Annotated in this window: 25 protein-coding genes; 18 read left to right on the forward strand and 7 right to left on the reverse strand. The window is 64.4% G+C overall.

From position 1 onward, the window contains the following. Nucleotides 1-52: 52 nt before the first annotated feature. The 16 genes from QZY03_RS14180 (at nucleotide 53) to QZY03_RS14255 (ending at nucleotide 14,490) form a co-directional block, all read left to right on the forward strand. Entirely contained in the window at nucleotides 53-1,249 is a 1,197-nt protein-coding gene (locus QZY03_RS14180) for an ATP phosphoribosyltransferase regulatory subunit (protein WP_295582087.1), read from the forward strand. A gap of 23 nt (nucleotides 1,250-1,272) precedes the next feature. Then, complete coding sequence (locus QZY03_RS14185) at nucleotides 1,273-2,586, forward strand: adenylosuccinate synthase (protein WP_295582089.1); 1,314 nt, start codon at nucleotides 1,273-1,275, stop codon at nucleotides 2,584-2,586. A gap of 141 nt (nucleotides 2,587-2,727) precedes the next feature. Then, on the forward strand, nucleotides 2,728-3,294 hold the full coding sequence (locus QZY03_RS14190) for a YceD family protein (RefSeq protein WP_295582091.1): 567 nt from the start codon (nucleotides 2,728-2,730) through the stop codon (nucleotides 3,292-3,294). A 98-nt stretch (nucleotides 3,295-3,392) separates the two neighbouring features. Then, nucleotides 3,393-3,566 carry a 50S ribosomal protein L32 gene (rpmF, locus tag QZY03_RS14195; RefSeq protein WP_083924836.1) on the forward strand — a complete coding sequence of 58 codons (174 nt, stop codon included), beginning with the start codon at nucleotides 3,393-3,395 and terminating at the stop codon, nucleotides 3,564-3,566. A gap of 138 nt (nucleotides 3,567-3,704) precedes the next feature. Next, nucleotides 3,705-4,733 carry a phosphate acyltransferase PlsX gene (gene plsX / locus QZY03_RS14200; protein WP_295582094.1) on the forward strand — a complete coding sequence of 343 codons (1,029 nt, stop codon included), beginning with the start codon at nucleotides 3,705-3,707 and terminating at the stop codon, nucleotides 4,731-4,733. Then, complete coding sequence (locus QZY03_RS14205; protein ID WP_295582095.1) at nucleotides 4,733-5,689, forward strand: beta-ketoacyl-ACP synthase III; 957 nt, start codon at nucleotides 4,733-4,735, stop codon at nucleotides 5,687-5,689. Before plsX ends, QZY03_RS14205 begins: the two co-directional genes overlap by 1 nt. Before the next feature lie 63 nt (nucleotides 5,690-5,752). Then, complete coding sequence (gene fabD / locus QZY03_RS14210) at nucleotides 5,753-6,709, forward strand: ACP S-malonyltransferase (RefSeq protein WP_295582097.1); 957 nt, start codon at nucleotides 5,753-5,755, stop codon at nucleotides 6,707-6,709. Continuing rightward, nucleotides 6,696-7,436, forward strand: coding sequence for a 3-oxoacyl-ACP reductase FabG (fabG, locus tag QZY03_RS14215; protein WP_295582100.1), 741 nt, complete (start codon nucleotides 6,696-6,698; stop codon nucleotides 7,434-7,436). Before fabD ends, fabG begins: the two co-directional genes overlap by 14 nt. 151 nt (nucleotides 7,437-7,587) lie before the next feature. Next, nucleotides 7,588-7,824 (forward strand): acyl carrier protein, encoded by a 237-nt coding sequence (gene acpP / locus QZY03_RS14220; protein WP_020506917.1) that lies wholly within the window; start codon nucleotides 7,588-7,590, stop codon nucleotides 7,822-7,824. Between the two features lie 97 nt (nucleotides 7,825-7,921). Continuing rightward, the gene (gene fabF / locus QZY03_RS14225; protein WP_295582103.1) at nucleotides 7,922-9,160 is read left to right on the forward strand and encodes a beta-ketoacyl-ACP synthase II; all 1,239 of its coding nucleotides are present in this window, start codon (nucleotides 7,922-7,924) and stop codon (nucleotides 9,158-9,160) included. A 63-nt stretch (nucleotides 9,161-9,223) separates the two neighbouring features. Beyond that, nucleotides 9,224-10,126 carry an aminodeoxychorismate lyase gene (gene pabC / locus QZY03_RS14230; RefSeq protein ID WP_295582105.1) on the forward strand — a complete coding sequence of 301 codons (903 nt, stop codon included), beginning with the start codon at nucleotides 9,224-9,226 and terminating at the stop codon, nucleotides 10,124-10,126. Continuing rightward, nucleotides 10,123-11,169 (forward strand): endolytic transglycosylase MltG, encoded by a 1,047-nt coding sequence (mltG, locus tag QZY03_RS14235; protein ID WP_295582107.1) that lies wholly within the window; start codon nucleotides 10,123-10,125, stop codon nucleotides 11,167-11,169. Before pabC ends, mltG begins: the two co-directional genes overlap by 4 nt. 116 nt (nucleotides 11,170-11,285) lie before the next feature. Then, nucleotides 11,286-11,912 (forward strand): dTMP kinase, encoded by a 627-nt coding sequence (tmk, locus tag QZY03_RS14240; protein ID WP_295582109.1) that lies wholly within the window; start codon nucleotides 11,286-11,288, stop codon nucleotides 11,910-11,912. A gap of 114 nt (nucleotides 11,913-12,026) precedes the next feature. Then, nucleotides 12,027-13,046: a DNA polymerase III subunit delta' gene (gene holB / locus QZY03_RS14245; RefSeq protein ID WP_295582110.1), complete on the forward strand. Its 1,020-nt coding sequence runs from the start codon at nucleotides 12,027-12,029 to the stop codon at nucleotides 13,044-13,046. 154 nt (nucleotides 13,047-13,200) lie between these two features. After that, nucleotides 13,201-13,572 (forward strand): PilZ domain-containing protein, encoded by a 372-nt coding sequence (locus QZY03_RS14250; RefSeq protein ID WP_295582112.1) that lies wholly within the window; start codon nucleotides 13,201-13,203, stop codon nucleotides 13,570-13,572. Between the two features lie 111 nt (nucleotides 13,573-13,683). Then, a complete protein-coding gene (locus QZY03_RS14255) occupies nucleotides 13,684-14,490 on the forward strand; it encodes a TatD family hydrolase (RefSeq protein ID WP_295582114.1) in 807 nt (268 codons plus the stop codon). 475 nt (nucleotides 14,491-14,965) lie between these two features. Here QZY03_RS14255 and QZY03_RS14260 read toward each other — a convergent pair whose 3' ends face one another. The 7 genes from QZY03_RS14260 to QZY03_RS14290 all read right to left on the reverse strand — a co-directional run bounded on the left by QZY03_RS14260 (nucleotide 14,966) and on the right by QZY03_RS14290 (nucleotide 22,580). Next, a complete protein-coding gene (locus QZY03_RS14260; RefSeq protein ID WP_295582116.1) occupies nucleotides 14,966-16,132 on the reverse strand; it encodes an AI-2E family transporter in 1,167 nt (388 codons plus the stop codon). Between the two features lie 132 nt (nucleotides 16,133-16,264). Then, nucleotides 16,265-16,687 carry a nickel-responsive transcriptional regulator NikR gene (nikR, locus tag QZY03_RS14265; protein ID WP_295582118.1) on the reverse strand — a complete coding sequence of 141 codons (423 nt, stop codon included), beginning with the start codon at nucleotides 16,685-16,687 and terminating at the stop codon, nucleotides 16,265-16,267. A 22-nt stretch (nucleotides 16,688-16,709) separates the two neighbouring features. Beyond that, complete coding sequence (gene corA, locus QZY03_RS14270) at nucleotides 16,710-17,942, reverse strand: magnesium/cobalt transporter CorA (protein WP_295582120.1); 1,233 nt, start codon at nucleotides 17,940-17,942, stop codon at nucleotides 16,710-16,712. After that, nucleotides 17,935-18,792, reverse strand: a complete 858-nt coding sequence (locus tag QZY03_RS14275) for an N-formylglutamate amidohydrolase (protein ID WP_295582122.1) — start codon at nucleotides 18,790-18,792, stop codon at nucleotides 17,935-17,937. Before QZY03_RS14275 ends, corA begins: the two co-directional genes overlap by 8 nt. Further along, nucleotides 18,789-20,102: a hypothetical protein gene (locus QZY03_RS14280; RefSeq protein WP_295582124.1), complete on the reverse strand. Its 1,314-nt coding sequence runs from the start codon at nucleotides 20,100-20,102 to the stop codon at nucleotides 18,789-18,791. Before QZY03_RS14280 ends, QZY03_RS14275 begins: the two co-directional genes overlap by 4 nt. Nucleotides 20,103-20,194: 92 nt before the next feature. Beyond that, a complete protein-coding gene (locus tag QZY03_RS14285) occupies nucleotides 20,195-21,982 on the reverse strand; it encodes an SLC13 family permease (RefSeq protein WP_295582125.1) in 1,788 nt (595 codons plus the stop codon). Between the two features lie 4 nt (nucleotides 21,983-21,986). Beyond that, nucleotides 21,987-22,580: a hypothetical protein gene (locus tag QZY03_RS14290; protein WP_295582128.1), complete on the reverse strand. Its 594-nt coding sequence runs from the start codon at nucleotides 22,578-22,580 to the stop codon at nucleotides 21,987-21,989. Nucleotides 22,581-22,693: 113 nt separating this feature from the next. Between QZY03_RS14290 and QZY03_RS14295 the strand changes: the two genes are divergently transcribed. Together QZY03_RS14295 and QZY03_RS14300 are read left to right on the forward strand one after the other, a co-directional pair. Then, complete coding sequence (locus tag QZY03_RS14295) at nucleotides 22,694-23,368, forward strand: Fe2+-dependent dioxygenase (protein WP_295582129.1); 675 nt, start codon at nucleotides 22,694-22,696, stop codon at nucleotides 23,366-23,368. A gap of 143 nt (nucleotides 23,369-23,511) precedes the next feature. Further along, nucleotides 23,512-25,279 (forward strand): glucan biosynthesis protein (locus tag QZY03_RS14300; protein ID WP_295582131.1); only part of this gene is annotated, 1,768 nt, incomplete at its 3' end.

Consider the following 25,279-nt stretch of genomic DNA (forward strand, 5'->3'; position numbering starts at 1 on the left):
GACCCGCTCCCGCGGGTCGACTGTTTGGCGCCGGGTCAACCGAGTAAGGTCGATGGATGAGGAACGCTGGCTGCTGCCCACCGGGATCGAGGAAATCCTGCCGCCCCAGGCCCAGATCATGGAGTCGCTGCGGCGCGACCTGCTCGACCTCTACCGGCGCTGGGGCTACGAGCTGGTTGCCCCGCCCTTCATCGACTTCCTGGAGTCACTCCTGACGGGGACCGGTCAGGACCTGGATCTGCAAACCTTCAAGCTGACTGATCAGCTCAGCGGGCGTTTGCTTGGGGTCCGCGCGGATATGACGCCCCAGGTAGCACGGATCGATGCGCATCATCTGCGGCGCGATGCACCGACCCGGCTCTGCTATCTGGGCACGGTGCTGCACACGCGCGCCGATGGTTTCGCCGGCACCCGCAGCCCCTTCCAAATCGGCGCTGAGGTCTATGGGCACGCTGGTATCGAGAGCGATCTCGAAATCTTGCGGCTGATTTTCGAGACCCTGCGGATGGCCGGTATCACCGGCTGTTATCTGGATTTGGGTCATGTCGGTATCTTTCGCGGTCTGGCCCGCCAGGGCGGCCTGGATCCCTCGCAGGAACATGCCTTGTTTGCCGCTCTGCAACGCAAGGCGATACCGGAGATCGAGGCGCGGGTCGCCGCATTTGGCCTCCCGCCGCGGTTGGCCGCGATGCTGGTCGCGCTGGCTGACCTGAATGGCGATGACGCCCTGACCCGCGCGGCGACTGTCCTGGAGGGTGCGGAAGCGCCGGTGTTGGCGGCGGTGGAGTATCTGCGCCGGTTGGCCGATGCGCTGAACCAGTGGCTGCCGGAGGTGTCGGTCCATTACGACCTGGCCGAATTGCGCGGTTATCGCTATAAGACCGGGGTGGTGTTCGCCGCCTTCGTCCCCGGCTGGGGGCAGGAAATCGCGCGCGGGGGGCGTTATGACGATATCGGCCGGGTCTTCGGGCGGGCGCGCCCGGCGGTTGGATTCAGCACCGACCTCAAGGGTCTGTTGCGGCTGGGTACCGGCCTGGGGACGCGCTACCGGGAGGCACCGGCAATCTATGCACCCTGGTCTGCCGATCCGGCGCTGCTGGAGCAAGTCGAGCGCTTGCGCCGGGATGGTCACCGGGTGATTACCGCGCTCCCCGGCGGGGACGCACATTTGGACCAGGATCCGCGTCCGCTCGGGTGTGATCGACGCCTGGTCGCGGGTGCGGCCGGCTGGCAACTCGAAGTCATTTAAGTCAAGGGTCAGGAATCTCGCAGATGGGCAACAACGTCGTAATCATTGGCACCCAATGGGGAGATGAGGGTAAGGGCAAGGTCGTCGACCTGCTCACCGAGCACGTCGCCGCGGTGGTGCGCTTTCAGGGCGGCCACAATGCCGGCCACACCTTGGTGATCGACGGGGTCAAGACCGTCCTCCACCTGGTGCCCTCAGGGATTCTCCGAGCGGGCGTCCGCTGTCTCATCGGCAATGGCGTGGTGCTGTCGCCGCGGGCGCTGCTCGACGAAATGGCCGCACTCGAGCGCACCGGCGTTCCGGTGCGCGAGCGGCTGGGCATCAGCGCCGCTTGTCCTCTGATTCTGCCTTATCACGTCGCCCTGGACCTGGCGCGCGAGCGTGCCCGCGGGGTCAAGGCTATCGGCACCACCGGGCGCGGTATCGGCCCGGCCTACGAGGATAAAGTTTCCCGGCGGGGGATTCGGCTCGGCGAGTTGCTGGATACCGAGCACTTTAAAGAGCGTCTGCGCGAGGTGCTGGAGTATCACAACTTCTCCCTGGTTCATTATTTCAAGTCGGAGGCCGTGGACTACGCGGCCGTGCTCGATGAGGCGCTGGCCCAAGCGGAGCAATTGCGTCCGCTGGTCGTGGACGTGCCCGGGGTGTTGCACGCCCTGCGTGCCGAGGGTGCGGATGTGCTGTTCGAAGGCGCTCAGGGGTCCATGCTGGACATTGATCATGGCACCTATCCTTATGTCACGTCCTCCAACACCACGGCCGGCGGTGCCGCCTGCGGCAGCGGCGTCGGACCGCGTGATCTCGACTACATCCTGGGGATCGTGAAGGCCTACACGACGCGCGTCGGCGGCGGCCCCTTCCCGACCGAGCTGTTCGACGCCGACGGTGATCGCCTGGGCGTGCGCGGCCACGAGTTCGGTGCCACCACCGGGCGCAAGCGGCGCTGTGGCTGGCTGGACATGGTCGCCCTGCAGCGTTCGTTCGCCATCAACAGCGTCACTGGTCTGTGCATCACGAAGCTGGATGTGCTCGACGGCTTCGAGACGCTGCGGATTTGCACCGCCTATGACCTGGACGGTGCCCGGATCACGGCGCCGCCGGTGGGTGCCGATGCCCTGGCGCGCTGCATACCGCGTTACCTGGAGCTTCCCGGTTGGTCGGAATCCACCGTCGGTGCCGCGTCACGGGAGTCCCTGCCGGCCAATGCCCGGGCCTATCTGAAGACCATCGAGGATCTCTCGGGCCTGCCGATCGACCTGATCTCCACCGGTCCTGAACGCAATGAGACGCTGGTGTTGCGGCATCCCTTCGGGCCAGGGTATCGGGCCGTTAAGTGATTGCCGAGAATGAATCGACCAGATCACGCCGAATTTTCTTTTGTCTTCAAGGATCGGTAACAGGTGCATCGTCAATTGGTGCGAATGTCTCCATCGCTGCAATTGACTCTGCGGCCCTGAATCGGTTACTTTGGTGAGCTTATGTCGGCGCCACTACCTGAAAGACTCGATCCTTGGCGTGCGGTTAAGTTCAAGGCCGCGTTCGCCGGCGAGGCGTCGTTGCGGTCCTTCCCGCGCCTGGCCGAGGCGGTGCTCGGGACGGCCGGACCCGCGCGCTATGAGATTCGGTTCGGGCTGGATGAGCAGGGACAAGCGGTGGCGCGGGGTCACGTTTCCATGGTGTTGCGGATGACCTGTCAGCGCTGTCTGGGTGAGTTCGAGGTGTCGGTTGATACCCCGATCGCGCTCGGCCTGGTGCATGTGCGCGGTGATTCGGACCGCTTAGGGCTGACTCAGGTTGAGGGGCTGGCCGGCGACCTGGAGCCACTGCCGCTGGGCGACGACGAGCCCGTCCGTGTTCTGGATTGGCTGGAAGACGAGTTGCTGCTCGCCCTCCCGCAGGTGCCGATGCATCCGGCCGGACACTGCGTGGCGGCGGTCACCCTGGCCGCGTCAGAGGAGATGGTCGCCGAACGTCCCCGCAATCCGTTTGCGGCACTGGCGGCGCTTCAGGCGCGGCGATCGGGTCCGGAGGCGGACGAGCATTGAAGAAATCGTGGGTGCCGTCCGGCAAACACGCGCATTTGAGTTACAACGAGCACGCGTTCCGATCCGCATAAGGACCCGGGCGCTTTGCGGAGAGAAGCATGGCCGTTCCCCAAAATCGTAAGACCCGTTCGCGGCGCGACATGCGTCGCTCGCACGACGCCCTCAGCAAGCCGACCCTGTCGGTCGAACCCACGTCCGGTGAAATTCACCTGCGCCATCACGTGTCCCCGGACGGTTTCTATCGCGGTCGTAAGATCCTGGATAGATCTTAAGTGACCGATGATGCGGAGCGTTTGGTTGTTGTACGTCCCGGAATCGTTCAGGCTGCAAGGCCGGAGGGGGCAGGGCGGCTCCGCGGTCAGGGTCGGTCTGGTGCCGGTCAACTCCCTGGTCAAGTCCCATTTCAAGCCGTGACTGATCGGCAGACGATCGCCTTGGATGCGATGGGCGGCGACCATGGGCCGCAGGTGATTGTCGCCGCGGCCCTGCGTTTCCTGTCGACCGAGCATTCAGTCGATTTGATTCTGGTCGGCGACCAGGCGCAGATTCTCGGTTGTCTGGGGGGGGTGATCCCGCCGTCGATACGGATCAGGCACACCACGGAGTCGGTCGCGATGGATGAGTCACCATCCAAGGCTCTGCGTGGCAAAAAGGATTCCTCAATGCGCGTGGCCATTGATCTGGTGAAGAGCGGCGAGGCGCATGCCTGTGTCAGCGCGGGGAATACCGGCGCGCTGATGGCGACCGCGCGCTTCGTCCTCAAGACCCTGCCGAACGTGGATCGCCCCGCGATCATCACGGCGGTGCCCTCGCTGCATGGTCACACGCACATGCTCGATCTTGGTGCCAATGTGGACTGCACGGCCGAACACTTGTTGCAGTTTGCCGTGATGGGGAGCGAGTTGGTCACGGCGGTGGACGGTGTGGCGGCGCCCAAGGTTGCCCTGCTGAATATCGGTCAGGAAGAGATCAAGGGCAACGAGCAGGTCAAGAATGCCCACGAGCTCTTGTCCCGCAGCGGGCTCAATTACATCGGGTATGTCGAAGGAGACGGAATCTACCTGGAAGACGTGGATGTGGTGGTTTCAGATGGATTCGTGGGGAATGTGGCCTTGAAGAGCAGCGAGGGCGTTGCGAAGTTCGTGCGTCACACGCTGAGCAGTCAATTCAAGCGCAACCTGTTCACCCGCCTGGCCGGCTTGGCGGCGCTGCCGATTCTGCGGGCATTTCGACGCACCATGGATCCGCGGCGCTACAACGGCGCCAGTCTGCTGGGTCTGCGCGGGATCGTGATCAAGAGCCACGGCGGGGCGGACGAGATTGCGTTTGAGAACGCGATCCATATCGCCGCGAAAGAGATCCTCTGCGACATCCCGCGCCGCATTTCCGAACAGGTCGGGCGGCATCTCGCGGCCGACCCGTTACGGGCGACCACCTGATGATCTACTCCCGAATCGCGGGGACCGGCGGTTACCTCCCCCAGCGGGTCGTGACCAATGCCGACCTCGAATCGATGGTCGACACGACCGATGCCTGGATCCGCGAGCGTACCGGGATCGAGAAGCGGCATCTCGTCAGCGACGGCGAGACCTGTTCCGACCTCGCCGAGCAAGCCTCCCGGCTGGCACTGGAGGCGGCCGGTCTCCCGGCCGCGGACCTCGATCTGATCGTCGTGGCGACCACCACTCCGGACCAGTATTTTCCCAGTACAGCCTGCATTTTGCAGCAGCGGCTCGATGTCCATGGCTGTCCGGCCTTTGATGTCCAGGCGGTATGTGCCGGGTTCGTTTATGCGTTGAGCATAGCCGACAAATTCATTCGTCTGGGCTCCGCCCGGAATGCCTTGGTGGTGGGGTCGGACGCCTTCTCGCGCATCCTCGACTGGACCGATCGGGGCACCTGCGTGCTCTTCGGCGACGGGGCGGGCGCGGTGGTGATCGAGGCGGCGGACGCGCCCGGGATCATCTCCACCCACCTGCACGCGGATGGTGCTTACAAGGATCTGCTGCAGATTCCCGGTGGTCTCGGCAACGGCGATTATGCGAACAACCGCGTGGAAATGAAGGGCAACGAACTCTTTCGGGTCGCCGTCACCACCCTGAGCCGCATTGTCGAGGAGACGCTCGCGGCGAACGGCCTGGAGCGGTCCGATATCGACTGGCTGATCCCGCACCAGGCGAATATGCGCATCATTCAGGCCACCGCGCGTAAGCTCGATCTGCCCATGGAGCGGGTAGTCGTCACGGTCGCAGATCATGCCAATACCTCCGCCGCTTCCATCCCGCTGGCGTTGGATCAGGCGGTGCGCGACGGTCGCATCAAGCGCGGTGAGTTACTGTTAATGGAAGCCTTCGGCGGCGGCATCACCTGGGGCTCGGTCCTCGCGCGCTTCTGAAACAGTCAGTCGATAACGGATGCGACCCGGTTAGAATCAGCCCCCAATCAGATCTGAAGCGAGATGAGACCATTGCTTGTGCTTGCCGCCTGCTTTCCCGGCCAGGGATCCCAGTCAGTGGGGATGCTCGATGCCCTTGCCGCTGCCTATCCCGAGGTCCGTGAGACCTTCGAAGAGGCGTCCGAGGCGCTCGGGCGGGATCTCTGGGCGCTGGTCAGCGGCGGTCCCAGGGAGGCCCTCGATCAGACCGAAAATACCCAGCCGGCCATGCTGGTTGCCGGGATCAGCGTGTGGCGTGTCTGGCAAGCGCAGGGCGGCGCGGCGCCGGCCCTGATGGCCGGGCACAGTCTGGGCGAGTACGCCGCTTTGGTGGCCGCCGGTTCCTTGAGTCTGGCGGACGGCGTGCGTCTGGCCGCTGAGCGTGCACGGCTGATGCAGGCGGCCGTTCCGGCCGGTCAGGGCGCGATGGCCGCGGTGCTTGGTCTGACGGATGAACAGGTGATTGCGGTCTGCGCCGAGGCGGCTCAGGGGGCCGTGGTGGAGGCGGTGAATTTCAACGCTCCAGGCCAGGTCGTTATTGCCGGTGAGGTGGCCGCGGTGGGCCGTGCGGTGACCGCCGCCAAGGCCGCGAGGGCCAAGCGGTCCTTGCTCCTGCCAGTCAGTGTGCCATCGCATTGTGCGCTGATGCGCCCGGCCGCGACCCTGCTGGCCGCGCGTCTGGAGGCATTGGACCTGCGGCTGCCCGAGGTTCCCGTGCTTCACAATGTGGACGCAGTTGCCGCGGATTCAGTCGCGCTCTTGCGCGAGCGATTGTGCGAACAACTGTACCGGCCGGTCCGTTGGGTCGAGACCGTGCAGGCCATGGGTGCGGCCGGGGTCTCGCTGGTTTTCGAATTCGGTCCCGGTAAAGTGCTGACCGGGCTCAACAAGCGTTGCGACAAGACTATCACCACGCTGCCGGTCTTCGATCCGGAGACGCTGACGGCGGCATTGGAGGCGACTGCAGATGCTCAAGGGTGAAATCGCGCTGGTGACGGGTGCGTCACGTGGGATCGGTCGTGCCATCTTGCTGGCACTGGCGGGGCAGGGTGCCGTAGTCGTCGGTACCGCCACGACCCAGGCCGGTGCCGACGGTATTGACCAGGTCTTGAGCGAGGGCGGACGTCAAGGCTTCGGTGTGGTGCTCGACGTCGCCGATCCGGTGTCGGTCGAGGCGGCGATAGCGCAGATCGCGGAGCGTGTCGGTGCGCCGACCGTGCTGGTCAACAATGCCGGTATCACCCGCGATAACCTCCTGATGCGCATGAAGGATGAAGAGTGGCAGGCGGTCGTTGACACCAATCTCGGCTCCATTTTCCGGATGTCGCGCGCCTGCGTGCGGGCGATGACCAAGGCGCGCAAAGGGCGCATCATCAATATCGCCTCCGTGGTTGGCGTCATGGGCAACGCCGGTCAGACCAACTATGCGGCGGCCAAGGCCGGTATGATGGGGTTTACCAAATCGCTGGCGCGCGAGGTGGGTTCGCGCGGCATCACGGTCAACTGCGTGGCCCCGGGTCTGATCGACACGGACATGACGCGGGCGATCAGCGAGGCGCAGCAGCAGACCATCCTGGCGGCCGTCCCGCTCGGCCGTTTCGGGCAGCCGCAGGAGATCGCCGATACGGTCGTTTTCCTCGCTTCACCCGGTGCCGCGTACATCACCGGGGAGACGCTGCACGTCAATGGCGGCATGTACATGGTCTAGGTCGCTGGATGCAGCGATCAAACCCGAGCAAAGTCATTTGGTTAATTAAGGGTGGCGAGGCCATTTATCGGCTTTCATCCCCCCTCGATTGTCACTAGAATACCGCCTGGCCCGTGCCGGGCCGTCTTTTCCATTCGGAGGATTCAGACAGATGAGCAGCATTGAAGACCGCGTCCGCAAGATCGTCGTTGAACAATTGGGCGTCAAAGAAGAGGAGGTGACCGCGGAGGCTTCCTTCGTCGACGATCTGGGTGCGGATTCACTCGATACTGTCGAGCTGGTGATGGCGCTCGAGGAGGAGTTCGAAACCGAGATCCCTGATGAGGATGCGGAAAAGATCACCACCGTCCAGCAGGCCGTCAACTACATCAACGCGCACCTTGTTTGAGGCGTGCGGCTTCGAAGACGGAACGGCCGCCGCCCGGCACCGGGAACGCAGGTGCGGCGCTTGCCCGTCGAGTCATTCTGAGCGAGAGGGGTAGGTAATGGCAGGTAGAAGGGTCGTGGTCACCGGTCTGGGACTGGTGGCGCCGGTGGGCTTGGACGTGAAAATGTCTTGGGCAAACATCCTGGCCGGCAAGAGCGGCATCAAGCCGATCACCCACTTTGATGTGGAAACCTTCAGCACGCGTTTCGGCGGGCCGATCTATGGTTTTGATCCGACCCTCTATATCACGGAGAAGGACGCCAAGAAGATGGACAAGTTCATCCACTACGGGATGGCGGCCGGCTGTCAAGCCATCGCCGATTCCGGACTGGTGATCGACGAGTCCAACTGCCGCCGCATCGGTGTGGCGATCGGCTCGGGGATCGGTGGGATTACGGGGATCGAGAACAACTACGAGGCCTATCGGTCCAAGGGGCCGCGGCGGATCTCGCCCTTCTTCGTCCCGGCCAACATCATCAACATGGTCGCGGGTGATCTGTCGATCAAGTTCGGGCTCAAGGGGCCGAACTACTCGATCGTCTCCGCGTGCAGCACGGGCAGCCATAATATCGGCGAGGCGGCCATCATGATTCGCCACGGGTATGTGGATGTCATGATCGCGGGTGGCGCGGAGATGGCCACCTCTCCGGTCGGTCTGGGCGGATTCGCCGCGGCGCGCGCCCTGTCCACCCGCAACGACGATCCGGAGCGCGCCAGTCGGCCGTTCGAGAAGGATCGCGACGGCTTCGTGCTGAGCGATGGGGCCGGGGTGGTCGTCCTGGAGGAGTACGAGCGCGCCGTAGCGCGAGGGGCGCCGATTTACGCCGAACTGGTGGGGATCGGCATGAATTCCGATGCCTACCACATGACAGCACCCTCGGAGAACGGCGAAGGCGCATCCGAATGTATGCTGATTGCGATGCGCGATGCCGGCGTCAATCTGGATCAGATCGGCTACATCAATGCCCACGGCACTTCAACGCCGGCGGGCGACATAGCCGAGACCATGGCCATCAAGCGGACTTTCGGGGATCTTGCCTACAAGGTTCCGGTCAGTTCCACGAAGTCGATGACCGGGCACATGTTAGGCGCGGCGGGTGGGGCTGAGGCGATTTTCACGATCCTGGCCATCCGTGATCAGGTCGCGCCGCCGACGATCAACTACGAAACGCCCGATCCGGCTTGCGACCTCGACTATGTGCCGAACACGGCACGCGAGATGCCGATCGATGTGGCGCTGACCAACTCGTTCGGCTTTGGCGGGACCAACGGAACCTTGATCTTCCGCCGCGTCTGAGGCGATTGACGGAAAATCCAGGCCCAGATCGCGAAGGATTTTCCGTATTCGCCGGTCGCGTCCATGTCGCTAACCGTCCCGGACGTTCGACTGAGGGGGGAACAGGATGTTCCCCTGGTTGATCCGGGCCCATTGCGGTTACTGATCGACGGTTTGCCGACGCGCGAGATTCCGGTCTGGGATCGCGGACTGAGCTACGGTGATGGTCTGTTTGAGACCATGCTGATCCGCGGGGGCGCGCCATGCCAATGGGCCAGACATCTCGCTCGACTTGAATCGGGCTGTCGACGGTTGCGGATTCCGTACGTCGGGGGCGCCACGTTGGCGGCTGAAGCCCGCGCCTTGATCCAGGGCGCAGACGGTATACTCAAAATTCTGATCACGCGCGGTTCCGCGGGGCGAGGGTATCGTCCGCTGCCCTTACCGTGCCCTTGTCGCGCTTTACTCTTCTATCCCTCGCCCGGTTATCCGGTCGCATGGTCAACGGATGGTGTCATTCTGCGTTGGTGCGAGACGCCCGCGTCGCAGAACCGCTCGCTGGCGGGAATCAAGCACCTCAATCGGCTGGATAGCGTCCTGGCACGTGCTGAATGGGACGATCCGGAGATTGCCGAGGGCTTGATGTTGCGGGAGGATGGGCGGGTGGTTGGCGGGACCATGACCAATCTGTTTCTGTGGACCGGTCAGTCGCTCATCACACCACCCCTGGACCTCGCGGGGATTGCCGGTACCGTGCGCGCCCTGACATTGGAACTGGCGGTCGGTTTGGGTATCGCGTGCCAGGAAAGCCATCTGGTCGCTGCGGATCTGCGTCCGGCGCGCGGTCTGTTTTTGACCAATGCGCTGATCGGCTGCTGGCCGGTGCGTCAGTTGGACGGGCAAGACTACGCGCCTGACTGCCTGCCCTGGGAGTTACTTGAGGCCGTCGCCCTGGCGGCGTCGACTGCGGAGTGGCCAACGACATGATCATCCGTGCCTTGTTGCTGCTGTTCTTGGGGGTGCTCACCCTGCTCGGCGGGATCTGGCTCGACTATCAGCGTTTTCTGGAGACTCCGGTCGCGATCACCGAGCCCGTGGTGACCTTCGAGGTAGAGCGCGGCAGCGGCTGGCGTCAGGTCGCGGACGCGCTGACGAACCGCGGCTTCATCAGCCACTCCTATTACGTGCTGGCGCTCGCTCGTGTTCGCGGTGATGGCGGCCGGCTCAAGGCCGGTGAGTTCGAACTGACCGAAGGGATGCGTCCGGCCCAGGTTCTTGACCGATTGATCTCCGGCCGGGTGATCCAATACCCCATCACGCTCGTGGAGGGTTGGACTTTTCGGCAGGCGGTCGCGGCGATCCTCGCCAACGGTCGGTTCGGTGACGATCTGGCGGGACAGTCCGACACGGCCCTGATGACTGCCTTGGGGCGACCGGGAGAGCACCCGGAAGGACGGTTCTTCCCTGATACCTATGGTTTTCCGCGGCGTACGACCGGGCTGGGTGTGCTTGAGCGCGCACTCCAGCGAATGGATGAGGTACTGGCGCAGGAATGGGCGGGCCGGGCCGCGGGACTGCCGCTCGAGACGCCGTATGAAGCCTTGATTCTGGCATCCATTGTCGAAAAAGAGACTGGACTTGCCGCGGAACGGCCACAGATTGCCGGGGTCTTCGTGCGGCGGCTGCGGCTGGGCATGCGCCTGCAAACCGATCCGACGGTGATTTATGGGATGGGCCAGCGGTTCGACGGTGACATTCGCCGCGACGACCTCAGGGCGGCAACCCCCTACAACACCTATGTCATCGCCGGGCTGCCGCCAACCCCGATCGCCCTGCCCGGGCGGGCGGCGATCCATGCGGCGCTGCACCCCGCGGCGGGCGAAGACCTCTACTTCGTGGCGCGCGGCGATGGCGGCCACGTTTTTTCCGCGACCTTGGATCAGCATAACCAGGCGGTGCGGGAGTTCCAGTTGCGCAAATCCCAGGAATCATCCGGCCCGGATCAAGCAAGAGTCGATGTCCGCAAATGATGCAAATAGACGCAAATGAATGTTGATCAGAGACTGGGCGCACATGTCAGGGCGGCGCAGTTGGTCGTGTGCGGGCTCCGGTCTGCACCGTCCATGACTGCCGTGCGGAATCGCGGATGATGCGGGGTCGCTTCATCACATTCGAGGGCATTGAGGGGGCTGGGAAATCCTGCCAGATCGGTCCCCTGGCCGACTGGCTGCGCGCGCGCGGCCGCGGTGTGATCACGACGCGCGAACCGGGCGGATCTCCGGTCGCGGAGCGCATCCGGGCACTGCTCCTGGATCGGGACAATGTCGGGATGGATGGGGTTGCGGAACTGCTCCTGGTGTTCGCCGCACGCGCCGAGCATCTGGCGAAAGTCATCGCGCCGGCCTTGGGTGCGGGTCACTGGGTGCTGTGTGACCGTTTCACCGACGCCACCTATGCCTATCAGGGCGGTGGCCGGGGCGTCGCGCCGGCACGCATCGGGGTGCTCGAAGAACTGGTACAAGGGGAGTTACGGCCGGACTTGACCCTGGTTTTCGATCTGCCCCCGGCACTCGGCCTGGCGCGGGCGCGTGGGCGGGGTGCGCCGGATCGTTTCGAGTCGGAACGTCTGACCTTCTTCGAGGCCGCGCGGGCGGTTTATCTGGAGCGTGCGCTGGGTTGCCCGGAACGCTATCGGGTACTGGATGCAACCCGCCCTTTGACCGAGGTGACTGCCGAGATCACGCGGATCATCGCGGCCGTGCGCGATGCTTGAGCGTAAGATGATGCTTTGCCGCCGTCCGGTTTCATTCGCCGCCGCAGCGATGGCGGTCGGGTCCTGGCGGATCGGTGGTGTGATGCTCCTATCCTGGTTCCAAGAGCCCCGACCGTGACCGACCCTGCAACTGAATCCGCCGACGCCGGCGAGAGCGAACTGTTGCCCTGGCTGGTTCCGCTCTGGGCGCGTCTGATGCAGGCCCGGGCGGCGGATCGGCTGCCCCACGCCCTGCTGATCGCCGGTGCGCGGGGTCTGGGTAAGCGCCGTTTCGCTGACCTGTTCGTGCGCGCCCTCCTCTGTACGGCCCCTGATCCCCAGGGTCTGCCGTGCGGGCGTTGTCCGGACTGCCGACTGCATGGTGCCGGCAATCACCCGGACCTGGTGTGCGTGGTGCCCGACCCCGAGTCCAAGTCCGGGGAGATCACTATCGATGCAATCCGCGACTTGAGTGAGCGCGCGGCACTGACACCGCTGCGGGGGACGCGTAAACTGGTGCTGATCGACCCGGCCGACCGGATGAATGCCGCCGCCGCCAACGCATTGCTCAAGACCCTGGAAGAGCCGGCCGGCGATACCCTGTTGTGTCTGATCGCCGCGCGGCCTGGTCGGCTTCCGGCGACGATCCGCAGCCGCTGTCAATTGCTTGGGGTTGCCATCCCGGCGGAAGCTCAGGCACTGGCCTGGCTGATCCCGCGGCTGGGCGACACGGCGGCCATGCGTCTGCGCCTGGCGGCGGGCGCGCCTTTGCGTGCGCTGGATGAGCTGGATCAGGCCACGCTGGACCAATGGGAAGCCCTGGTCCGCAGTCTGATCGGCATCAGTCGCCGTGAGTTGGACCCGGTGAGTGAGGCGGCGGCTTGGAACGGGGTGGGCGCACGGCTATCATTGGAGTGCCTCGCGGTTTGCCTCTGTGACCTGTTGCGGTTGGCAGCGACCGCGCGGCCGCCGCGTCTCGCCGATCCGGGGTTGCAGACCAGGCTGGGTGATCTGGCCAGGCGCGTCGATCCACAGCTCGGGCATCGCCTGTTGCGGCGGGTATTCGAGGCCAGGGGGCAGTTGGAGTCCACCGTCAACCCGCTGATGCAGTTGGAGTCCTTGCTGATCGATTGGGGTCGTGTCAGTCAGCATTGAGGGCCGCGGCGCTGCCCGCCGACGGCCTCACCTGATACCCATCGTTGCTGGTTTTTCGTTTCTCGTTCTTGGTAACCTGATGCTTTATGAGCATTAACTAAAAGCGAAAAAGCCAAAACTAAAGACCTACCCTATCATCTAAGGAGTATGCGCGATGAGTACCCCAATGAATCCGGCCGGCTCACTCGGCGGCCAGCAGCGGATTCTGAGTTTCGCGATCAAGGACAAGACCGCGCTCTACGCCTCGTTCATGCCATTCATTCGCAATGGCGGGCTCTTCATCCCCACGACCAAGCGTTACCAACTCGGTGATGAAATCTTTCTTTTGCTTCAGTTGATGGAGGAACCCGATCGTATCCCGGTTGCCGGTAAGGTGATCTGGGTGACCCCGCCCGGTGCCGAGGGCAATCGCGCGGTCGGGGTTGGTGTCCAGTTCAGCGAGCAGGACAAGGGGGTGGCCAGACGCAAGATCGAGGAGTATCTGGTTGGCGCGCTGAGTTCCGAGCGGCCGACGCATACCATGTAGGAAGTGGTTAAACCGCGCCCGGCGCGGTATGCGATATTATTGGATGGAATCGGCCCTGGCAGACTCGACGATTGCTGGAGCTGGCGCGGTTTAGTGGTTAGTGGAGAAGTGATGTTTGTTGATTCTCACTGTCACCTGGATCGGGTGGATCTCAGTCCTCACCAGGGCGAGTTCAGTCGATTAATGGCGGCGACGGCCGCGGCGGGTGTGACTCATTTGCTGTGTGTCTCCATCGATTTGCCGCGGTACCCTGCGATGCGTGCTTTGGTCGATCCGTATCCCCAGGTCGCGGTGTCTGTCGGGGTGCACCCGAATGAGGGGTCGGCGGCCGATCCGGAGCCGACCGTGGAGGACTTGGTGCGTCTGGCGGCCGATCCGCGCAATGTCGCGATCGGCGAAACCGGGCTCGACTATTTCCGCAGTGAAGGGGATGTGGAGTGGCAGCGCGCGCGCTTCCGCACCCACATTGCCGCGGCACGGGCCTGTGCCAAGCCCCTGATCATCCACACCCGTGAAGCCAGGGAGGACACCATCCGCATTCTTCGGGAAGAGGGCGCGGATCAGGTCGGCGGGGTCTTGCACTGCTTCACCGAAGACTGGGCCATGGCCAAGCAGGGCCTGGATCTCGGTTTCTATGTCTCCTTTTCCGGCATCGTGACCTTCAAGACCGCCGCATCATTGCGCGAAGTCGCCGCCCAAGTCCCACTGGATCGCCTGTTGATCGAGACCGACTCGCCTTATCTGGCCCCAGTCCCGCATCGCGGAAAGTCAAACGAACCCCGCTATGTTCCGCAGGTAGCCGCCTGTATCGCCGCGCTGCGCGGGCTGCCGGTGGAGGAACTGGCACGAGCCACCAGCGAAAATTATTTTCGGTTGTTCGGTGTGGAGCGAATCGTCTGTAGTCCGGCGTCGGCTTGATTTAGTATCGCGGTCGTTGTCGTTGTCGTTGTCGTTGTCGTTGTCGTTGTCGTAATCGGATAAGGGATGCAAGTTTGTCATGAGCAGCCCGCTGTCCGTCGGGTTTCGATTCGCTACACAACCAGACCAGTTCACTAAGGCGATTTCCGACAATTTGGATACCGGTCATGTAGGTGCGACTTCAGTCGCACCTGCGCCCGAATCGGTGCGACTGAAGTCGCACCTACATCCGAGCCGATGGTGGCTGGTATCCGGTGTTCCGGAAATCCCCTAAAGTCGCCCCTACAGTTTGGTACATCTTTTCCCGGAAATCACCTAAGGGTTTGAAAGGCTTAGAGCGCCACGCATGTGATCAACGCATCCGCGGGGGGGATCAACAACTCGATTACGACAACGACCGAGACGCCAAAGGCGTCCCCCAATGGACTTGTTTAACTGATTCGTGAACCGTTCCTGACCGCTTTATCTGCGCGCATCAATCCCGCGCGGGCGGGGCCTCCGTCCGGCCGCCCTGAGGGTTGTCGGTGCGCCCGGCGTCATCCGTCGGCGCTATGCCTGGTCCGCCGAGGAACGTGAGTTGCCCCCTGGGCACCTGCTCGTCGATCCATTCCCGCCACACGGCCAACAGCACGGCGATGACGATGGGGCCCAGGAAGAGTCCCAGGAGGCCGAATGCGGCGATGCCGCCCAGGACGGCGAACAGCACCAGGATGTAGGGAATGCTGGTGGCGCTGCTGATCACGAAGGGGCGCAGCAGATTGTCGATCTGGCTCACGACCAAGGCACCCCAAATGGCCAGACCAATGCCGGCCCAGGTGTCGCCGCTCGCGGCGAGCCACACGCTGACCGCCCCCCAGACCAGAGGTGTTCCGAAGGGAACCAGTGCCAGGATGACGGTCACCACGCCGAGCAGGACCGGTGCCTTCACACCCGCCGCCCAATACCCCAGCCCGGCCAACGCACCCTGAGCGAGCGCGGTCAGTACCAGACCGTAGAGGACCGCCCGAATGGTGCCGCCGATGGCGAAGAGATAGGCATTGGCGCGGGCACCGATCAGTCCGTACAGGAGTCGTCTGACCTGCTCCAGCAGTGACTCACCGTCGCGGTAAAAGAAGAAGGCGGTGAGCAGCGCAAAAGCGAACTTGAAGGCGTTGAAGCCGATGTCACCAAGAAGCTTGAGCGACTGATCCACCCATGGGTTTACCCACTGGACCACCTGTTGGCGCAGGGCGGCCGGGTCCTCGGCGGAGAGCGCCATGACCCGTTGCACCTCGTTTCCCAGCCAGGGCAACCGTGCGATGGCGGGGGGGACCGCATCGGGTCCGCTCAGGAGTATCTCGACCGCGCGGTTATAGGCCGTCGGCACCTCCGCCCGGAGCATGTTGACCATCGAGAGCAGCGGCAGGCCGAAGGTGAGCGTCAGGAACAGGGTCATCAGCAGGGCGCTGGTGTTGACTTTGCGGCCGAGCAGGTCGCGCAGTCGATGGTAGATGGGCCAGGTCACATAGACCAGGATGACCGCCCAGGCCACGGAGATCAGGAACAGATTCAGGACCTGATAGCTCAGATACAGCAGTCCGACGACGAACAGCCCGAGCGCGATGCGGGCGCCGAAAACATTGGTGAAGTTGGTGTTGGACATAAATCGCGGTGGCTTGCGCCGGGCAAGAAAAATAGAGCAGTGATCGCACGTCAGGGGGCGCACGGGTCGCCCATATTACCCTTAATTCAGGTAGGGTCGCGATGCGGATGAGATCAGGGCCGCGCGTCGGTGTCAGTGCCCCAGACGGGAGGCGCGGGTCAGGTCTGAGAAGCGGACCCCTTTGAGACCGCCGATCTCCAGGCTGATCCGCTCGATTTCCGCGGGTTGCCCACGGATGATAATGGTTTCAAGGCAATTGCGGTGGTCCAGGTGCACATGCGTGGTCGCGACCACATGCACGAATTGCCGGTGCTGAATGTCCAGGATGTGCTGGGTCAGTTCGCGCTGGTGATGATCGTAGACGATGGTCAGGACGCCGGCCACCTCCGCGTCGCCGCGCTCCCAGGTCTCCTCCACCAGACGTTCGCGGATCAGATCGCGCACCAGTTCGGAGCGTGAGGCATAGCCCTTGCCGACGACCCGGCGATCCAGTTCATCAAGGAGTGGCCGTGGCAGTGACACGCTGAAACGGATGGTATCGTCGGGAGTGGACATCGTGGTTCGCCTGCAATTGGGTTCAGAGCCAGCCGCCGCGTCTGAAGCGCCACAGCATCACCCCGGCGATGGTGATGGCGACGACCCAGAACACGGCGTAGCTGTAAGGCCATTCGTTCTCGGGGATATACATGTTCATGCCGTAAATCCCGACCAGGAAGGTCAGCGGCATGAAGATGGTACCGATGATCGTCAGGACCTTCATGATCTGGTTGGTCCGGTGGGAGGTCATGGACACGTAGGTATCGGCGAGTTCGGAGGCGATTTCGCGGTAGGTTTCGAGCAGGTCGATGACCTGGACGCAGTGGTCGTAGACATCGCGGAAGTAGGTCTGGGCGGCGTCCGACAGGCACTCGTGCCGCTCCCGCTGGAGCGCGGCGATCAACTCGCGCATCGGCCAGGCGACCCGCCGGATCAGCACCAGTCCGCGCTTGATCTGGTGGATCGCTTGCAGGGTGTGGGGCCCTGGGTGGTCGAGGACGCTTTCCTCCAACTCTTCCAGTTGCCCCGAGGCGTCTTCCAAGACCGGGTAGAAGCAGTCGACAATGGTGTCCAGCAAGGCATAGAGCAGGAAGCTCGCGTCGTTCTGGCGCAGCCGTGAGCGCGGGCTTTCGATGCGATGACGCACCTGATCGATCGCCTGACAGGGGCTGACCTGAAAACTCAGCAGCGTATGGCGTCCGAGGAAAAAGCTCGCCTGTTCGGCGTGGAGCACGCCGTCCTGGATCAGGACGCGCCGCGCCGCCACGAACAGGCGTCCGGGCAGATCGCCGCTGCCCGGATAGTCTTCCGCTTTGGGGCGCTGCTGACCGTCGAGCGCGTCTTCGATCGCGAGCGGGTGCAGTTGGTACTTTTCCGCCAGGGCGCGGATGGTGTTTTGGTCCTCGATCCCCTCGACATGGATCCACCGCACCTGAGACCACTCCGGGCGATGGAGCGCCAGGAAAGCGGCCATGTCCTCGACTTCCTGAATCTCCCATTGATCCGGAGAATAGTCGGTGCAGATCACACGGCCGCGCTTGCTGGCCGGGGTCTGAATCAGTTCGTGGTACTCGATCCCCGCGGGGGTTCCGGGTGGTGGTTGGTTCAGGCGCGGGACGCGCGACTTCGGTCGCCAGGGCGCGTGGCGGTGCTTGGCTCGCTTCTGCGCGACGGGACGCTGGCGATGAGGCGCGGTCTGAGTCGGCATCGACTGCGTCGCGTTTGCGTTCATCGGGGGTGTCGTCGGCGCGGTCGCGTCGCGGGGGTCATGCATGGCTTGGCTCCGCCGGCCGGTCGCCCGCGTTGTCCCAGTCCGCGAGTGCGAGGATGATCCGATTGACGATGGCGCGGGTGGGTTCGATATTGTCGGGATTGTGCAGCAGCAGGTCGCGGTTGATCTCGATCGTGAAGGGATGCTTGCCGCGCAGATCCTGGGCGTCGAAGCGGCTCAGCGAGTTGATCCCGGTGTAGGGGTGATTGAAACGCAGCACGTCGCAGAAGTTGAAGTCGACGTCCAGGTCGCCGATGCTGGTCTCCACGATCTCGGCCAGTGTCAGCAGGAGTTCGCGCGCGGCGAAACAGTCATTGTGCGGGTTCCCCTTCTCGTCCCCCGCATTGCCGAACATGAACAGCGGTCGTAGTTCCCCGCGATCCGCCGAGCTGCCGGTGCCGATCCCCGGCATGGTGTGACAGAAGACGACTTTTTCGACCACCGGGCTCAGCAGCAGTTCGGCCAGCCGCTGCCGATGCGGGCGGATATAGCGGTCGATGACCTGTTGGCGGATCTGTTTGGGCAGGCCGCGATCCGACTGATAGATCTTGATGCCCTGACTGGTGAGAGTCTTCACCGCCCCGTCGGCGTCCAGATCGTCGCAGGTTCGGTTGGGATCGGCATGGGCTCGCCAGATCAGGAAGCGCAGGGTATGCGGGGCGGCGGGCAGGTCCAGATAGATCTCATCGGAGAACTCGTCGGAGTCTTCGCGGCGGTCCCCTGGGGTGAACTTGGGGTGCAGGTAGGACTTGACCTCATCCGGTGTCAGATGGCCGCCGTGCGGTAACTCCAGGAGTACGGGGATCGTGCCTGGGGTGTACTCGAATGGATGGACAGCGAAGGGCTGACTCACAGCGCGATACCTGCAACCAAGTGCTTCGATTCGAAGGATGCCAGAAGCCCGGCATGGGTTTGCGGGTCCCCGTCACTGGCGACCGCGGCGTAGAGGCGCGTGATGCCGTCCGCACCTGGATCATAACAGGCCCCGACCGGGATCAGCTCGCGGCGATGGATCTCGTGCCGGAAGTGATCGAGCAGTTCGGTCGGCGTGCCGGGGTAGCAGAAATAGCCGGTCGTGAGTTGCGGCCGGCGATGACGGGTGGCGAGGTAGTCGTCGAGCAGGAAGAAGGGCGTGGAGCCGTTGAGGCGGAAATTGGGGTCGATGAACCAGACCGCGCCGGCGCCATCCTCGAGCAGGTCCAGGCCGCAGACGCCATACCAGCCCAGTGCCGCGGCGGCCCGCGCCACCTGGTCGCAGATCCGCGCGACCGGCGTCGGGGGCCGCCAGGCCAGATCGATGAGGTTCCCCGCGTAGCGCCCGGCCGCCACCCGCTGCACCGAGCCGCCGATATAGCGAATGTGCCCGCGCCGGGTCACCTGTAACTGGACGTTGTAGTTGTGGCGGATGGACTCGATCAAGGGCTCGACTTTCACCGCGCGGCCGCGCAAGCGGCGTTGTGCCTCGCGGACCTGTGTCTCGCGCCGACACAGCACCACCCCGTCGCCGCCGCCGCTGGGTTCGGTCAGCTTGAGTACGAACGGCAGCTCCCAGCGCTCACGCCACTTGCCGTCAGCGAATGCCTGGGCGTCCAGGGTCTCGTGGTGCAGCACGTGCGGGGTCAGTTCCGCGATGCGGCCTTTGTCGTTGAGCCGCACCACGAGGTGGGGATCGGCGAGATAATAGCGCTCGGCCGGGAGATGGGCGCTGTCAAACGGGTGGGGGGAGACGATGCGGTGGCGGGGGAATTCGGCCGCGCGCTGCCGGTAGCCGGTTTCTCCGGCGTAGCGGATGACCGGGCCGAACTGACCCAGGAAATGCTCTCGAAAATAGCCGTTCCAGTAGTCGGACAGGTCCGTGGTGAGGTCCACCCCGGCGGCGTCGGCCAGGGTCAAGAACTCCCCGCCCAGCAGCATGAAACGCGCGGCCTGGCAACTGGCATAGCGCGGTCCGCGCAGAAAGAAGTAGTCGAAATCGCCGCGGCGCGGCTCATCCGGGGTATAGAGCGGATAACGCGGCAGATGCAGGCCCGGGCCGGGGAGGGCATAGAGGTCTGAAAAAGTTCGTCCGGTGAACCGGGGCCATGGAAGCCCCCGGCCCACGGGTGACTGAGTCGTCTGCTGTCGGCGGTCTGCTTGGCCTTGAGGTCGGCGCGGGGTGTCCACGATGGGCCCTCCGTCCGCTTGGGGTTACGTCAGGATGGGCGGATTTTTCAGCGGTTGACGGGTCGATGCAACCTTTATTTGCGGCGCGGACCTCAGAACTTCCAGACCAAGGGCACCAGCAGCACCGTCACCGTGCCCACCAGCAGGGTCAGCGGCGCCCCGACCCGCGTGAAGTCCAAGAAGCGGTAGCCGCCGACGTTGAAGACCATGAGATTGGTCTGATAGCCGATCGGGGTGGCGAAGTCGGCCGAGGCGGCGACCATGATCGTCATGATGAAGGGTAGGGGCGAGACACCCATGCCGATCGCGGTCTGCATGGCGATGGGAAACATCAGCACGGCGGCCACGTTATTGGTCGCGAAGGAGGTCAACAGCGACGTGGCCACATAGACCAAGGCCAGCGTGGTCCAGGGATCGGCACCCGCGAGCCCGACCAGGCCGCCGGCCACCAGGTCGGCGGCACCGGTTTTTTCCAGGGCGGCGCCCATACCGAAGGAGGTGGCGATGACGATCAGCACCTGCCAGTCCGGGGCACGCCGGGCCACGCGGCCGTCGACGCAGCCGGTGATGATCATGAGTCCGGCGGCGAGCAGCGCCGACTCCAGCATGCTGAACCAGCCCATGGTTGCAACCACCACCATGGTCACGGCGATGCCGATCGCCAGTGGCGCACGCCGATGATCGACCGGGTGTGAATCGCCGATGCGGCTGACCAGCAGGAAGTCACGGGAGTTCTTTTGCTGCTCCACGAAATCCGGCCGGGTCTCCAGCAGCAGGGTGTCGCCGGCGGCCAGTTCGATGTCGCCGATCTTGCGGTCGATCCGCGCACCGTTACGGGCCAGGGCGATAATCACCGCGTCATAGCGGTTGCGGAAGCGCCCCGCGCGCACCGTGTGCCCGACCAGGGGACACTTATCGGAGAGCACGGCCTCCACGAAACTGCGTCCGGGTCGCGGGGTATCGAGCTTGAAGACCTGATCCGTCGCCGGGATCAGCCCGCGGGTGCGCTGCAGATCCATCACCGAATCCACAATGCCGGCGAATACCAGCCGGTCGTGGGCGTGCAGGATCTCGTCGGCTGAGACCGCCGGCAGCACCAGGTCCTCGCGCTCGATCTCGATCAGGAAGAGCCCCGGCAGTTGACGTAGCCCGGCCGCCTCGACGCTCTTGCCGACCAGCGCACTGCCGGGCTCCACCAACATCTCCACCGTGTACTGACGGACGTCTTCATAGCGGGCGGCGGCAGGTTTGCGGCGTGGCAGCAGCCAGTGCCCGGCGGTGAGCAGATAGACAAGCACGGCGATCGTGACCGGTACACCGATCCAGGCCGGATCGAACAGATGCAAACCCTCACCGCCTACGCGTTTTGTGTAGAGCGAGTTGACCACCAGGTTGGTGCTGGTGCCAATCAGTGTGCACAGGCCGCCCGCGATGGTGGCATAGGAGAGCGGGATCAGCAGCCGCGAAAGTTCCAAGTGGTGCCGTTTGGCCCAGTCCTGCACCGCGGGGATGAAGATGGCCACCACCGGGGTGTTGTTGAGAAAAGGACTCAGGAACGCAACCGGCAGCATGACCCGCAGCCGCGCGTGGGTCTCGCCGCGGGGTCGGCCGAGCAGTCCCTGCCCGACCCAGTTCACCGCACCGGTTTCGGTGAGTCCGGCGACCACCACATAGAGTACGCCGACGGTCAGCATCCCCTCGTTGGAGAAGCCGGACAGGGCCTCACCGGTCGTGAGGATGCCGGTCACCAACAGCAGGGTCAGGGCACCCGCGGTCACCAGGTCCGGTGCCGCGCGGGTGCCGACGAACAGCGCGAAGCAGAAGGCGACCAAGCCGAGGCTGAACCAGCCTTGCCATCCCAATTGCAATGCTGCGTCCATGGTGTCAGCTCCCGCGGCCTTGCTGAAGCGCGTCGTAGCGCGCTTTGAATGCCTCTTGACGGAGCCTTGCGGCCTCGGCCTCACTCGCGGCGAGCGGTGCGTCCTGCCAGGTCTCGCTTTCGTGGTCGAAGACGGAGAAGCGCCAGCCCTTGCCGACCTTGAACACCTTGGTGACATCGTTGCCGGCCTGCTCCATGGCCGCAAGCTTGTCCAGGCCGCCGCCCGGACCGCTCACCGTCCGCACCGGGGCCGGCGCCGCGGCAGCCGACTGACGGTCAGCCAGATTAAAGCGGTTATTCTGGATCTCCCCGTGGATGTCCAACTCGACCGACTCCACTCCGGGCAGGCGGGAGAGAATGTATCCGGCCATGAGTCGACCGAGCTTGTCGTTTTCCTGCTCCAGAGCGGTCAGGAGCTTGTCCGCAACGATTTGGCACCGCTGCACGCGATCGGGTGCGCCGACCCACTCCCGGCTCATCTGCCAGCCCTGATCCATGTCGCGGTCCAGTTGCGCGAAAAAGGGTCCCGCCTCGGTGAGCAGCGCATCGGGCACGTTGAGTTCGTAGACTTGATCGTCGATGATGGCCTTGAGAATCATCAGGTCACTGCGCGGGTAGTTGGCTTGGCGTCGATTCTACCGCCGATGCGCTCGCGATACCTCGCGTTGCTTCGGCATTCACGTGCGGCTCACCGCTTATCGGGACCTGACTTATGCTCCTGACCATCCCCGCGCTGCTGAATTCGGCCCAGCTCGCCCAGATCCACGCCACGCTGGAAGGCGCCGAGTTCGTCGACGGCCGGCTCACCGCCGGGTTTGCCGCCGGCCGGGTCAAGCGCAATCTGGAACTGCGCCCCGAACCGGAGCGGATGCAACGCCTGATCCGCATTCTCATGGCCAGCCTCGGCCACCATGAGACCTTCCGCTTCGCCTGCCTGCCCCATCGGGTGGCCGATCCGATCTTCGCCCGCTATACATCGGGGATGCGCTACGGGGACCATGTGGACGACCCGATCATGGGCACCCAGGGGCCGCGGTTTCGCACCGATGTCTCGCTGACCTGCTTTCTCAACCCGCCGGACGCCTACGACGGTGGTGAACTGGTGATCCGCACCCCCTTCGGTGAGCGTGCGGTCAAACTCCCCGCTGGCGATGCGGTCATCTATCCGTCGTCGAGCCTGCACCGGGTGGCGGAGGTCACGCGCGGCGAGCGGCTGGTGGCCCTGACCTGGGTGCAGAGCTATGTGCGAGACCCGGCGCGTCGCGAACTGCTCTACGAACTTAATCTGGCGCGGGAGGATTTGCTGCGCTTGGCTCCCGGAACCGCGACCACCGATTACGTGGACCGCTCCTATGCCAACTTGCTGCGCATGTGGGGTGACCTGTGACGGCGCACTTCGCGGCAACGCGCGGCGTGGTCGCCATCGGCGGGGACCGGATCAGCTGGCCGAGGTGGCGGCGCCGGACCAACTGCGTCTTGACCCGCAACTGCTGGTCGGGCCAATCGCGCGTTGTTTAGGAGGTTGCTGAGATGTCCCCTGGTCATAGCGCCGTCTGGCTGGTCTGCGGTCTTGCATTGTTCGCCCGGGTCCCGCACGCCGCGCCGGAGACGGCGTTGGAAGATGATTTCGCCACGGTCTGCCGGAGCGCCTTCGCGTTGGCGCAGGGGGCCTATCAGACGCCCGTCTCGGTCGATCTGCCGGCCTTCGACGCACCGGGCGACGGGAACAAGGAGGGCCTGGGGTTGGTGTATGAAGAGTATCTGAAGATCGCCGCGCGGCAGCCGCTGTTCGACGACGGCACCCTCTGGGTGCGGTCACGCCCGCGGGGCGGTGTCGAGCGGTTCCCGCTGGAACTGTGGTACACACCAGCGGTGGGTGCCGCCTATCGCAGTCGGCCGTACCGTGCGGACGATTTCGACTATTCCTCACCGGTGATCGCGCCGCCGCTGCCGACGCCGGTGCCGGCGGCCGCCGGGGTGCTGACGGCCCTGGAAATCGGGCGGCGGCTGGCGGAATCCAAACGGTGGCCGCAGGTCATGTATCTCGGGGGTAATGCCTACGGCCGGCTGAGCGGGCTCACGTCGGTCTTTGGTTCGAGTCTGCGTCTGGCGGCCTTCGATGTCGGGGGCGAGGAGGTCAAGCCGCGGCTCACCAAGCTCTATGTCAAAGCCCTGCCGGATGCCCGCCTGGCCCTGTTCGGCGTGATCGAGAGCGCTCCGTTCAACGGCTGCGTTCAGGCCCTGGTGACCCCCGGCTTAGCCAGCCGGATGCAGGTGAGTCTCAAGTTCTATCCGCGCCCGGGCGTCGCGGTTGCTCCCGCGGCCAGGGTGAGCCCGCTGGCCATCAGCAGCATGTTCTGGAAGGGAGAGGCGGCGACCCCCGCCGATCCGGCGGATGAAGCGCATGACGCGGATCAGTTCCTGGTGTGCGGTCAGGGCGCTGTGGGCATCGAGGGCCTGGTACCGGCGCATCACGAACTGCCGGACCAGTTTCGCCGCTTCGATGCCGCACCCTGTTTCGGGTTGATGCAACGTGATCGCGCGCCGGCGCACTATGGCGCCTACGCCATTGCCGGGTATGCGCGGCGCGCCACCTTCTGGTTCGACGAACTCCAGTCCGATCAACCCTTTTCGATCAATCTCTATACCCATGGCACGACCTACGAGGGTGAGGATAACGTGGTGGCCTACGTGGCTTTCCGCGATGCCCTGCCGCCGGCGCCCACCGCGGCGGCAGGCACCCGTTTCAGCTATACGCTGACCGCGACACTGGCCCCGCCGCCGGTGGGGGCGGAGGCGGCGCCGGTCCCCGCGGCTGAAACGCCGCCGCGGCCTGCTTCGACCCTGATGTCCGCCGACGCGCGGCGGGCGGATCTGGTGCTGGATTTCGGCTCCGCGGGCCTCTGGCAGTGGCTCAACGACACCCAATGGAGCCAATTGTCCGAGACTGCGTCGGACGGCCTGGTGCTCGGCGACCTCGATGGTGACAGCGTTGCGGATCTGGTCGTCGACCGCGGTCCCGCAGGGCTGCAACGTCGACTGAACCAGGGTGCCGAGGACGCATTCGAACCACGCCCGGCCCGCCAACTGCTGAGTGGCGATCTTGACGGCGATGGACGCGCCGAGGTGCTTGCCGACTTCGGCGCGGGTGGTCTTGCGCTCGACTTTGGCCATTTTTGCCTGAGGCCGGGCGCTGTGCACGGGTGGGCTGGACCAGGGCCGGCGGCTCCTGCGGAGGTGGCGGCAGCGGGAGACCGGCGGTATCGTCTGAAGTCGACCAAAACACCAGCCGTCACCG

This window comes from uncultured Lamprocystis sp. (assembly GCF_903933125.1).
Lineage (GTDB): Bacteria > Pseudomonadota > Gammaproteobacteria > Chromatiales > Chromatiaceae > Thiodictyon.